A 12,958-nucleotide genomic window follows, 5' to 3' on the forward strand; every position below is an offset into this window, starting at 1 on the left:
GTATAGCGATCGCAAATGAAATCGGTAGAAGCGGGAGTTAACGGAGTAAAGGATTTGGCTATTTCTAATAAACTAAAATCCTCTGGAGGTTCTGATGATCCATGAAATTTCTAACGAGAGTTTAACCGAGAAGAGTATGGAACCGAAACTCCCGCGATCGCCAAAAAAGATTACTTGGGTAATTTTGGGCGTGATCTTGCTGGCTGGACTAGTTGTTTTTGGTATCCATGCGGGTGCAGCCAAGACAGAGAAAACGGGAAAAGCTGATCGTAATAAGCAGCAAGTGACACCTGTAACTGTGGCAATGGTGACACAAAAAACGGTTCCAATCCAATTGCAGGCCATCGGTAACGTGCAATCGGGGTCTACGGTAGCGATTACGCCCCAAGCCAGTGGACGGATCATTGGAGTTTATTTTAAGAAAGGTCAAGAGGTGAAAAAGGGACAACTTTTGTTTACCCTGGATGAGCGATCGCAAACTGCTGCAATCCAGCAAGCTCAAGGAACTGTCGCCAAAGACCAAGCGCAGGTACAACAAGCAAGAGCTGCATTAACTAGAGATTTGGGTCAGATAGACCAAGCTAGAGCGAATTTAATTAAAGACCAAGCTTTGGTGCGACAAGCCCAGGCGACTTTGGCCAAGGATCAAGCGCAAGCAGAATTTGCCAAAGGACAAAGCGATCGCTATGGTGCGTTGTATAAGAAGGGCGCGATTAGTTTAGATCAATCACAGCAATACGTTTCTAATAGCAAATCGGCTACCGCAACTCTGCAAGCAGATCGAGAAGCGATCGCTAATGCTCAGGCTGTTTTGAAAAGCGATCAAGTGGCCATAACTAATGCTCAAGCTGTTGTCAAAGGCGATCAAGCTGCGATCGCTAATGCTCAAGCCGTTGTCAGTTCCGACCAGGGAGCATTAGATAATACCAAAGTCCAATTATCTTACGCCAAAATTTATGCGCCGATTGATGGTCTTGCTGGCAATATTCTGGTGACTCAGGGCAATGTGGTGCAAGCTAATAGCACGACTCCATTGGTGAATATTACCCAAATTCGCCCGATTCAAGTTGCTTTTTCGATTCCCGAAACAAATCTACCCCAAGTACAAAAGTATATGCAGAATGGCAAGCTGAAGGTAGATGTGACGTTCCCGGATAATCAAGCTCATCCTCTACCAGGTACTTTGACATTTGTCAATAATACGGTCGATAACACCACGGGAACAATTCAACTTATTGGCGACTTTGACAACACGCAAGGACATTTATTTCCCGGTCAATTTGTGAATGCAACGCTGACGCTGACTCAACAACCGAATGCAACGGTTGTTCCCTCCCAAGCCGTGCAGAATGGCCCAGATGGACAGTTTGTTTTTGTAGTTAAGCCAGATATGACAGTGGAAAATGTTCCAGTTACAGTTAGTAGCAGCATTGATGGGCTAGATGTGGTTCAGAAAGGACCGCAACCAGGCGATAAAATTGTCACCGATGGTCAAGCGAATCTGGTTTCGGGTAGCAAAATCCGCATCAAAACAGCCGGCAATAATTCAAATGCAGATGGGAATTCCTCGAAGTCTAGAAGAAATCATTCCCCTAACTCAGGCGGAGGTGATTTATGAACCTCTCAGAACCATTTATCCGCCGCCCAATCATGACGACTTTGGTGATGGCGGCGATTTTGATCTTCGGTTTTATGAGTTATCGCTTGCTGCCAATCAGCGATTTACCCAGTGTGGATTATCCCACAATTCAGGTAAGTGCCGCCCGACCGGGAGCCAGCCCCGAAACCATGGCCGCATCGGTTGCCCGTCCCCTAGAGAAGCAATTTTCCAGCATTGCGGGACTCGATTCGCTCAACTCAACTAGCACTCTGGGACAGACTCAAATTACCCTGCAATTTAACCTGAGTCGGAATATTGATGACGCGGCGCAGGATGTGCAAGCCGCGATATCGGGAGCATCGGGGCAAATTGCGACCGATTTACCCAATCCTCCCACTTACAGCAAGGTTAACCCCGCCGATCAACCGATTCTTTACCTTTATCTCGACTCTCCGACTCTGCCCCTTTCCCAAGTAGACAATTATGCCCAGACTTATCTAGCGCAAAAGTTATCTACAATCAATGGAGTAGCACAGGTAGCTGTCTACGGTTCCCAAAAGTATGCGGCTCGAATTCAACTTGATCCGCAGCAATTGGCAACGCGGCAAATTGGGCTAGATCAGGTGGCGACGGCGATTCAACAGGGTAACGTCGATTTACCTACCGGCAGTCTTTCGGGAAATCACAAGAATTTTACAGTCCAAACCAACGGACAACTCCAGGATGCGGCTGCTTATCGCCAGTTGATTGTGTCTTACAAAGATGGAATGCCGATCTATCTTAATCAACTGGGGCGGATCATTGACAGTGTAGAAAATGACAAGTTAGCCAGCTGGTACAACAACACCCGCGCGATTATTATCACGATTCAAAGACAGCCCGGAACAAATACGGTGCAAGTCGTAGACACGATTAAAAAATTGCTGCCGAATTTGCGAGAGCAGATTCCGGCATCCGTGGAAATTGGGATTCTCTATGATGCGTCTCAGTCAATTCGAGACTCAGTAGATGATGTCAGATTTACCTTGATTCTGACGATCGCTCTAGTTATCTTAGTAATTTTCCTATTTTTGCGGAACCTCTCGGCGACGGTGATTCCCAGTTTGGCATTACCCGTTTCGCTGATTGGCACCTTTGCGGTGATGTATTTGCTGCACTATTCACTAGATAACCTGTCACTGATGGCGTTGACCCTTTCGGTGGGCTTCGTAGTCGATGATGCGATCGTCATGCTAGAAAATATCGTCCGTCATATAGAAATGGGGGAACGTCCACTAGAAGCGGCGTTGAATGGATCGAGAGAAATTGGTTTCACCATCCTATCGATGACCCTTTCCTTAGTTGCAGTCTTCATCCCCATGTTATTCATGAGTGGAGTCCTGGGACGATTATTTCATGAATTTGCAGTGACGATCGCAGTTGCAATTCTCGTATCTGGTTTTGTGTCTTTGAGTCTGACTCCGATGTTGTGCAGTCGTTTTCTGCGTCCTGTAGATCATGCACATCAAAGTCGGTTATATCAAGCTTCCGAATATGTATTTGATCGCTTCCTCGGTTTGTACGATTGGAGTCTCAAAAAAGTCTTAAAATATCACCGCACCACGATGATTTTATCTGGCTTTCTATTAATAGTGACAGTTGGGCTGTTGGTGGTAGTTCCCAAGGGCTTTATTCCTAGCGAAGATACCGGACAAATTACAGGCATTACCCAAGCAGCCCAGGATGCATCCTTCGATAATCTTGTGCAGCATCAGCAAACAGTTGTTAACCTGATTCGGCAAGATCCAAACGTGGATGCAGTCAACTCCAATATCGGGGCGGGAGCGAGTGGTAGTGGCGGTGGGGCAGCAGTTGCAGCTAATTCCGGCAGTTTGTTCATTCGGTTAAAACCGCGATCGCAGCGCCAACTTACTGCCGACGAAATCGTGCAAAATTTGCGAACCAAACTTGCCACTCTTCCCGGCATCCAAGTATTTTTACAAAATCCCCCGGCGATTCCCATTGGCGCTCAACAAAGTACAGGACTTTATCAACTAGCACTCCAGAGTTCTGATGTCAAACCCTTGCAGGAGTATGTTCCCCAACTTGTTCTCAAGATGAAGACCTTGACAGAACTCCAGGATGTGAACAGCAATTTACAGTTTGCTTCTAAGATTGAAATTGACATCGACCGCGATAAAGCCTCAACTTATGGGATTACCGCCGAGCAAATCGAAAATACCTTAAGAAGTGCTTACGGTTCCTACCAAGTGTCAACCATCTATGCAGCGACCAATGAGTATCAGGTGATTCTGGAATTAGCACCCCAGTATCAAGAGAATATCAATGCTTTGTTGGCATTATACATTAACTCCAGTACTGGAGTGGCAGTTCCTTTGAAGACATTCGCCAAACTATCTCAGGGAGTCAGCCCGTTAATGGTTAATCATAACGGTCGGATGAACGCCGCGACTATTTCCTTTAACCTCGCTCCCGGTGTGTCCTTGGGAAATGCCAACGAAGAGATAGAAAAACTGATTAATCAGGTAATTCCTGCCAGCATTAGCACGAACTTTCAGGGCGCAAGTCAGGTATTTCAGAGTTCACTGCCGAGTTTGGGTTTATTGTTAGCGATCGCAGTCTTAGTAATTTATCTGATCCTGGGTGTTCTCTATGAGGATTTTCTTCACCCGATTACGATTCTTTCCGGTTTGCCTTCAGCAGGTTTTGGCGCATTGTTAACGTTGATTATATTCCATGTCGAACTGAATGTTTACTCCTTCATCGGCATAATTCTCTTGGTGGGCATCGTCAAGAAAAACGGGATTATGATGGTGGATTTTGCCATTGAAGCCCAGCGAAATGAAGGGAAAAAGCCCTCTGAGGCGATTTATCAAGCCTGTTTAGTGCGCTTCCGCCCGATTATGATGACAACGATGGCAGCGCTAATGGGAACCTTACCGATCGCGATCGGATTTGGGGCTGGTTCCGAATCCCGCCGTCCTCTAGGGATTGCAGTTGTGGGCGGACTGATATTTTCTCAGATATTGACCCTGTATTTAACACCAGTCTTCTATATCTATATGGAATCATGGCGGAAAAAGCTCAGTCAAGTTAAGTTCCGTCGGGTATTCTCATTTTCAGGCGGGCGATCGTGATTTTCAACAAGCAATCCCAATCTTTCAAAAATTCACGGTACTGATGCAAAAACCCTTTACAACTCTCTTACCTTTGTGTCCTTTGCTCCCTTTGCGGTTCGTTTCCTCATTCTCTTATGCTTTCTTTTGCCGCTATAAAAATATCTAATTTTTTTAACGAACCGCAAAGGACGCAAAGGGCGCAAAGGAAGAGATAGCAAAGTAACTCACATTCGCATCCCCACCACATTTCTGGGAGAACAAAACCCATGAACCTTTCAGAACTCTTCATTCGTCGTCCAGTCATGACCACTTTGGTAATGATCGGTATCCTCATCTTCGGTCTGATGAGTTATGTATTATTACCCATCAGTGCGCTACCTAACGTTGAATATCCTTTTATATCTGTCTCTGCTAGTCTCCCAGGTGCCACCCCCGAAACAATGGCATCTTCGGTCGCCGCCCCCCTAGAAAGACAGTTTACCGAAATTGCCGGACTTAATTCATTCAATTCCACCAGTTCAACTGGTAGCACCAACATCTCCCTCCAATTTGACTTTAGCCGCAGAGTGGAAGATGCCGCCAAAGATGTACAGGCAGCCATTTCAGCAGCAGCCGGACAACTGCCCGCCGGAATGCCTCGCCCACCCAGCTACCGCAAAGTTAACCCATCTGTCTCACCAATTCTCTTCCTCTATATGTATTCTGAGACACAGCAAATCTCGACAGTAGATGAATATGCAGAGGTAACAGTTGGTCAGCCAATCTCGATGATTGATGGTGTTGCTCAGGTACAGGTTTTTGGTCAACAGCAATATGCAGTCCGCGTCCAGCTTGACCCGCGAGAGTTAGCATCAAGGGGAATCGGTCTAAGTCAGGTAAAAACTGCAATTCAACAGGGAAATGTCAACTTGCCAACAGGCAGTCTCTCTGGCACTTACAAAAGTTATACGATTCAGGCGAACGGTCAACTCACCGATGCTGCCGGCTATCGCCAGCTGATTGTAACTTACAAAAATGGTGCGCCCGTGCGCCTCCAGGATTTGGGGGACGTAATTGACAGTGAACAAAACGTCAAAGTCTCGAATTTGTATAGCGATCGCAAGGTAACAAACCGCCATTCCGTTGTTCTCGCCGTGCAGCCACAGCCGGGTGCTAATACGGTAAATATCGTTGATGCCATCCAGAAACTTTTACCTACACTCCGCGAACAAGTTCCCAAATCCATTGAGATGGGGATTATGTACGATCGCTCCCAAACCATCCGAGCCTCTGTCAACGATGTAAAGTTTACCTTGGTTCTCTCGGTTTGTCTAGTTATCTTGGTGATTTTCTTATTCTTACGTGACATCACTGCAACGCTGATTCCCAGTTTGGCGCTACCTGTAGCGATCATTGGCACTTTTGCCGTGATGTATTTGTCGGGCTTCTCCCTAGACAACATCTCACTGATGGCGTTGACCCTCTCCGTGGGCTTTGTCGTGGATGATGCGATCGTGGTGTTGGAAAATGTCGTCCGTTATCGGGAAATGGGCGAATCTCCCCTAGACGCAGCATTGAAGGGATCAAAAGAAATCAGTTTCACAATTTTGTCAATGACCCTCTCCCTAGTAGCGGTGTTCATCCCGATCATGTTTATGAGTGGAATAATCGGTAAATTATTTCATGAATTTGCCGTGACGATCGCAGTGGCAATTTTGGTTTCGGGTTTTGTTTCCCTCAGTCTCACCCCCATGTTGTGCAGTCGTTTCTTAAGTTCATCCCATCAGCAAAGACCAAATCGGCTCTATCGAGTCTTAGAAGGGGGATTTGATTTCCTACTGCGGGGATATGATTGGACGCTCAAGCCTGTTTTAAAATACCGCCTGATGACACTGATTGGTTCTGGCATTCTGCTGCTAATGACCGTCTATCTGTTCGTCATCGTTCCCAAAGGATTTATTCCTACCGAAGACACTGGACAACTGATGGCGAACACGAAAGCCGCCCAAGATATTTCTTTTGATGATATGCTGCGTCACCAGCAAACGGTTGTTGATATCATTCGTAAAGACCCTAACATTGAAGCAGTTGATTCGATTGTAGGTGCAAGTGGCCCGAACGGTTCAGTCAACGGCGGGCGAATTACGATTCGGCTAAAACCACGTTCTCAACGTCAACTGAGTGCTGACCAAATCATTCAAGAGCTAACCCCGAAGTTGAGACGTACAACTGGGATTAAGACATTCCTCCGCTCTCCGCCAGCTATTCCCATCGGTGGACAACAAACTAATTCTACTTATCAGTTCACCTTGCAGAGCTTGAATTTGCAAGACTTGCGCCAATACGTTCCGAAACTTGTAGATAAAGTCAAAACCCTACCAGGACTCCAGAACGTTGATAGCGATTTACAACTCAGCACTCCCCAAATCCAAGTCCAAATTGACCACAACAAAGCTGCAACTCTGGGGATTACCGCCCAACAAGTTGAACAAACCCTCAGCGCCGCTTATGGTTCCAGCCAAGTTTCTACTATCTATACCCCAAATGACCAATTTTATGTAATCTTAGAAGTGAAACCGGAGTTTCAGCGAGATCCCAGCGCCCTATCGCTACTATATGTGCAATCGAGTACTGGAAAACTGGTTCCTTTGAGTGCGATCGCTAATATTACCCAGAATGTCGGACCACTCACCGTCACTCACGTTGCTCAACTCCCCTCTGCGACTATCTCTTTTGACACCCTACCAGGAACGTCTCTAAGTCAGGCTACAGATGCCATCAAGCAAGTAGCCAGTGAGTTGCTACCCTCAACAATTACCCCCAGTTTTCAGGGTTCAGCCCAAACGTTCCAACAGTCCTTCAACGATTTAGGGGCGCTGTTGTTGGTGTCTATTGTAGTAATCTATTTGATTCTCGGTATCCTTTATGAGGATTTCATTCACCCGATCACCATTCTTTCCGGTCTGCCTTCGGCGGGTTTTGGCGCATTACTAACGCTGCTGATTTTCCAAGTTGATTTAAATCTTTACTCTTTTATCGGCATTATTTTGCTAGTGGGCATCGTCAAGAAAAACGGGATTATGCTGGTGGACTTTGCCATTGAAGCACAGCGAAAGGAAGGGAAAAATTCCTTTGATGCCATCTATGTCGCTTGCTTGACTCGCTTCCGCCCGATTATGATGACGACGATGGCAGCTTTAATTGGGACATTACCCATAGCTTTGGGGACGGGAGTAGGTTCAGAAGCGCGTCGTCCTTTGGGGATTGCGATCGTTGGTGGATTGTTGTTCTCTCAGATATTGACTCTCTATCTGACTCCAGTGTTTTACATTTACATGGAGGCATTACGGAAAAACCTTGGCCAACCTAAGTTTTCCGGCTTTTTATTCAAAAAGCCCAAGGTAAGCTGAGAATACTGATTATTAAAGGGTATTAGCTTCAGTCCCCGTCAATCAATTTTGGATTTTAGGATAAGTCGCACACGCTTTCTATCACAACAATTTAGAAATAGTGGAGGCTTGGATAGAAGCAGACGAAATCAGGTTTTATAAACAGCTTGATGAGGTTCCTGGTGATGATTGGATGGTTGTACTCATACAGCCATTTTACATAATGAAATAGTTGCGTTTAGTCAGAGGGTAGAGCGATCGCTCTTAATTTACCTGGGTGGCTCAGACCGGAAATTATCTACGGTCACTTCAATCCTATCGAATCTTCTTCAGGCTTAGCTCGACTTTATCCAAAATTAATAACTTGGATCTCTTGTATCGGCAAAACCCTAGCTTTTTGGCAAAAACTTTTTCCATATCACTGATTTTAGGTGAAAACTAAAAAGTAAAACTACGGTCATACAAAGCTTTCAGCGTCAGCTAAAGCGTTGCCAAAAAATGGATAAAGTCGAGCTTAGAGGATGTTTGAAAAGTCGTAAAGTATATTAAAAACCCCTCTCCAAACCTCTCCCCGTTGGCGTCAGCCTGTCGTCAGACAAGGGTCGAGAGGCTTTGAAACCCCCATTCCCTCATAGGGAAGAGGGGCTAGGGGGGTTAGGTTCCTGATGCTTTGATGTTAGCAATAATACTTTTCAAACATCTTCTTAACCAGTTTTTCGATCTTGGTAGTTATTTGAGGTGTTTTTTGAGCAAGAGTGATCGCTGAGTCATTTGCCGTAGTTCAGGTGTAAACCTTACTGTGGGTTAGTTGATTTTTGAAAGCTGCCATATTCTAATTCTTTGAGATTCACGGGACGATGTAACGCTTGTTGCTTGGCAACGTATCCAAAATTAGCAAAGTCAGTAAAATAGCCATCTATTCCTAACTTAATGAACTGTTCAAACTCACGAAGAGGTTGCCCGTGGTAGTCAGGGGACAGAAAATATGAATCGCTGCGGAAGGTGTAAGGATGGAGTAGCAAGCCAGCATTATGAGCATCACTAACTAAGGAAGTTGGCTTTCCGAGGAACTTATCAGCATCGCTAATCAGCCCATCTCCATTAATATCAATCGGTTGACCTTGGTTATTCAATCGTGCAGACGCAGGCACAATTAGCCGTTTGTCAGGGCCAATTCCGGTTGCGTAAGTTTTAACTTGAGTCAACCCTTTAGGAGTGATCAGATCAGCGTAAGTTTGAGGAACCTTATGATAAATAAAGTCATAAGGAGCGCTACTACTATCAATTAACTGAATCAGAGGAATATCGACTCCAGCAGCAGGCATGATCTTATTTTTTAATTCTTTCAGATTAGAGACTTCAAAAGATTGAATAAAAATGCGATCGCGATTAGTGTAGCCGTTGGCAACCAAGCGATTAATCAGAAGTTGTGAAGTATTCACATGGATAGGAGTGCCATCTAAATATTTACCAGCTTCCGCAAAATATGTCGGGTGCTTGGTTTCGGGATAGATACCAAGCACCCGACCAGTTTTTGCTTCGCTGCGTTTGGCAAGATTGATAACTTCATCAAAAGTAGGGATTTGGAACACACCATTATACTTAGTATTCTGAGGACGAATCTTGGGCAGGCGCTCGATTGCCCGTAGTTTCTTAATCTCAGCTAAAGTAAAGTCTTCTGCAAACCAACCTGTAACACGATTCCCGTCAAGGACTTTGGTTGTTAGACGTTTAGCAAATTCGGAAACATCGGCAACGTTTGTTGTGGCTTCTTGGATAGTAGGTTTCCCACGATCATCGTAAACAATCTTGCCATTGTTATCTGTTTTCACAGTTGCCAATAGAGGTTCGTGGCGAACAATCAGGACTCCATCTTTGGTTACTACCAAATCAGGTTCAATGTAGTCTGCACCAAATTCAATTCCTAAGTTGTGAGAGCCAATCAGATCACGTCCAAAATCTCCCACCGTATGTTCTGGACGATAACCAGTTCCACCGCCGCGATGACCGATTACTATCGGCGGTTGTCCGTATAGAGTATTTAGCTTGGGAAGCTTTGGGTTACGGCTGTCAATAGCCTGAACAAAATTCATACTCCCTAGAATGACTGAAACTGATAATGCTAGAAAAAAGCACAAAAATGATACATAAGCTTTGAATCGAAGCATATTTAAAAACTCCCAAATCTATGCTTTCTAGTTTGAGAGTTCGAGGTTAAAACAAGGTTTACGAGAGTTTAAGTTCTGCAATCAGCAGCTAGTTAACCCAACGTTTAGTTACCTCTGCAATGCGTTGCCCAAACCTTAGTGAAGTCAGGTAATCACCCGGATCTAACAGTGGTTCTTTACCGCTAGTATCAAGTTCGCTTTGACCCATAACACCTAAAAATCCCCCCAGTCGATTCACCCCATCATCTTTACCAGACAAAAAGCTTTGTAAATCGCCGACATTTACCCAAATCATGCCGTGCTGGGCTGCATTGGTAGCTAAATAGAGGAGTGTACCTTGCTTATCACCACTAGGAGAGCTAGAGTGTGTAAATCCCGCAGCAATTTTGTCTTTCCATCCGTGTCGGAACCAAACTTCGCTAGCGGCATCGATAAACGCCTTTAACTGAGCTGCTACACCACCCATGTAGGTAGGAGAGCCAAAAACAATTGCATCAGCTTGATTGAGAGTTGCTATTCCCTGATCGTTTTTCCAACGACCATTGATAATCTGCTCTCCAGTAATCCGCAATAATTCAACAGTGGTGTCTTCAACTTTCACAGCACCTTCGGCAATAGCTTGGGCCATAAGATGAGTATGACCTGTACCAGAGAAATAGACGATCGCAATGGTTGGCATAAGAGCTTTAGTCAAATTTTTGACTGAAACTGAACGAGGAATATCATAAGGACTAATGGCTAAGAAAGTAAAGTAGTTAATCTTAAAGACCTGCCGCCTAATATCAACTCAATATTTTGACGCACCGATTACACGTATTCCACAAAAAAGCCCCACCGAGTGATGGGGATGAAAACCGATAGATTTTTGGCATAATCTCTATTTAGAGTACGCTTGGCTTATTCACTTCTTCTAATGGAGAACTGCCAGGGTTAGCTGCTGAACTAATGACATATTCAGGGTAGGCTGGTATGCCATGCTCGTGTAAATCCAAACCTTCCAATTCGCCTTCTTTCGACACACGCAGAGTCCCGGTCAAATTTACTAAATACATCAACCCCATTGCCAGAGCGAATGTAGACACAGTAATAATGAGGTTGCCGATAACTTGTGCGCTCAACACCTGTATCCCCCCACCATAAAACAAACCTCTTAACGGTGCAGAGACATCAGGTGCGATCGGGCCAGTCGCGCCAAATTCACCAGTGGCAAACAAGCCGAGTGACCACGTTCCCCAGATGCCGCAAAAACCATGTACAGGAACTGCACCGATGGGATCGTCAATCCGAAGCCATTCCAAGAGGTCTATTCCTAGAATTACAACTACGCCAGCGATCGCCCCAATGATAATAGAACCTGTCGGATTCACCCAATAGCAAGGACAAGTGATCGCAACCAAGCCCGCCAAGAAGCCGTTGACTGTGAAACTCAAATCCCACTTTTTTGTTTTCGGATAAGCGAAAAACAGTGCTGACAGACCGCCTGTACATGCTGCCAAGGTAGTATTAGCGGCAACCCGTCCAGTCCCCACAAAGTCCATCGCCGAAAGTGTCGAGCCGGGGTTGAAACCGTACCAGCCGAACCACAGAATCAGACCGCCGGAAGCCGCAATTACAAGATCATGGGGCAACATCGGCCCGCCACCGTCGCGCTTGAACCTCCGACCCAAACGTGGACCGAGAGCGATCGCACCCGCCAGGGCAATGAATCCCCCAATGGTGTGAACAACTGTAGAGCCTGCAAAGTCATGGAAGCCAATTCCCAAGAAAGGCAGGAAACCGTCTTTGCTGCCCATCGTTGCCAGAAAACCGTCTGGACCCCAAGCCCAGTGTCCGATAATTGGGTAGATGAATCCAGAAACGCCAATGCTGTAGAGAATATCGCCAATAAACCCTGTCCGCCCAATCATCGCCCCAGAGGTAATCGTCGAGCAGGTGTCTGCAAAAGCGAACTGAAACAGCCAAAATGCCAGAAATGCTACGCCTGTACTTTCATAGGTGGCAGGAGACCCTTGCAATAAAAACCAATTCAGCCCAATCAAGCCATTACCATGACTGAACATGAAAGCAAAGCCCCACGCATAGAACAGTAACCCGCAAAGACAGGTGTCAACGATGCACTCCATCAAGACGTTCACGGTTTCACGAGAGCGACAGAAACCCGCTTCCAGCATCGTAAAACCTACCTGCATTGCGAATACTAGGAAGGCTGCTAGCAGTGTCCAGAGTGTATTAATCGGGTTAACGATGTCATTCCCTCTGAGTACTGGATCAGCTGCCAGAACTGGTGTAACTATCAAATTGGGGATGAAGGCAAATACCATGAACAGCATGATGATAGCCATTGCCTTGCCCAGCAGTAGTAAGTAACCATAGCGCCTCCACTCTGGGTCACGTAAACGCTGTCGTAATCGTGTCAACTTGTTAACTTGCTGACTTTGCCCAACAGTCATCGGCATTTTCTTGATTGTGGGGAATTGCTGATCCTTAAAGAGGAAAAAGCCTTTCTTTAGTGGGCTAGATCCCACCTTCACGAAAAAGACAATAAAGCTTGTTACCAAATAGCCAAATATGTTGAGGCAATTTAAGCTATTTTTTCCTAAAGAACTACAAGCCTTAAATAAGATAGTTTTTAGTCTGTTTCTATTGTTACCCACTAAGTAAAACCTCCATCAAGGTAATGTATTTTTAAACAACCCCAATCTC

General features: G+C 45.5%; 6 protein-coding genes. 3 read left to right on the forward strand and 3 right to left on the reverse strand.

The annotated features are described in order from the left end of the window. Positions 1 to 136: 136 nt before the first annotated feature. From V7K15_RS25735 to V7K15_RS25745, 3 genes are all read left to right on the forward strand, one after another. Complete coding sequence (locus tag V7K15_RS25735) at positions 137 to 1,618, forward strand: efflux RND transporter periplasmic adaptor subunit (RefSeq protein WP_334910144.1); 1,482 nt, start codon at positions 137 to 139, stop codon at positions 1,616 to 1,618. Next, positions 1,615 to 4,737 carry an efflux RND transporter permease subunit gene (locus tag V7K15_RS25740; protein ID WP_334910146.1) on the forward strand — a complete coding sequence of 1,041 codons (3,123 nt, stop codon included), beginning with the start codon at positions 1,615 to 1,617 and terminating at the stop codon, positions 4,735 to 4,737. The genes V7K15_RS25735 and V7K15_RS25740 overlap by 4 nt, the downstream gene beginning before the upstream one ends. A gap of 248 nt (positions 4,738 to 4,985) precedes the next feature. Beyond that, positions 4,986 to 8,108: an efflux RND transporter permease subunit gene (locus tag V7K15_RS25745; RefSeq protein WP_334910148.1), complete on the forward strand. Its 3,123-nt coding sequence runs from the start codon at positions 4,986 to 4,988 to the stop codon at positions 8,106 to 8,108. A 773-nt stretch (positions 8,109 to 8,881) separates the two neighbouring features. Here the strand turns inward: V7K15_RS25745 and V7K15_RS25750 are convergent. From V7K15_RS25750 to V7K15_RS25760, 3 genes are all read right to left on the reverse strand, one after another. Next, on the reverse strand, positions 8,882 to 10,180 hold the full coding sequence (locus V7K15_RS25750) for a glycerophosphodiester phosphodiesterase (protein WP_334910150.1): 1,299 nt from the start codon (positions 10,178 to 10,180) through the stop codon (positions 8,882 to 8,884). A gap of 163 nt (positions 10,181 to 10,343) precedes the next feature. Next, on the reverse strand, positions 10,344 to 10,949 hold the full coding sequence (locus V7K15_RS25755; RefSeq protein WP_334910152.1) for a flavodoxin family protein: 606 nt from the start codon (positions 10,947 to 10,949) through the stop codon (positions 10,344 to 10,346). A gap of 187 nt (positions 10,950 to 11,136) precedes the next feature. Next, positions 11,137 to 12,705, reverse strand: a complete 1,569-nt coding sequence (locus tag V7K15_RS25760; protein ID WP_334910154.1) for an ammonium transporter — start codon at positions 12,703 to 12,705, stop codon at positions 11,137 to 11,139. Between the last annotated feature and the right edge of the window lie 253 nt (positions 12,706 to 12,958).

It is taken from the genome of Nostoc sp., from assembly GCF_036919815.1.
Classification (GTDB): Bacteria; Cyanobacteriota; Cyanobacteriia; order Cyanobacteriales; family Nostocaceae; genus Nostoc.

Excerpts from the sequence above, each read along its gene's own strand:
- V7K15_RS25735 (WP_334910144.1), top strand. The coding sequence starts at position 137 with ATGGAACCGAAACTCCCGCGATCGCCAAAAAAGATTACTTGGGTAATT.
- V7K15_RS25740 (WP_334910146.1), top strand. The coding sequence starts at position 1,615 with ATGAACCTCTCAGAACCATTTATCCGCCGCCCAATCATGACGACTTTG.
- V7K15_RS25745 (WP_334910148.1), top strand. The coding sequence starts at position 4,986 with ATGAACCTTTCAGAACTCTTCATTCGTCGTCCAGTCATGACCACTTTG.
- V7K15_RS25750 (WP_334910150.1), bottom strand. The coding sequence starts at position 10,180 with ATGAATTTTGTTCAGGCTATTGACAGCCGTAACCCAAAGCTTCCCAAG.
- V7K15_RS25760 (WP_334910154.1), bottom strand. The coding sequence starts at position 12,705 with ATGACTGTTGGGCAAAGTCAGCAAGTTAACAAGTTGACACGATTACGA.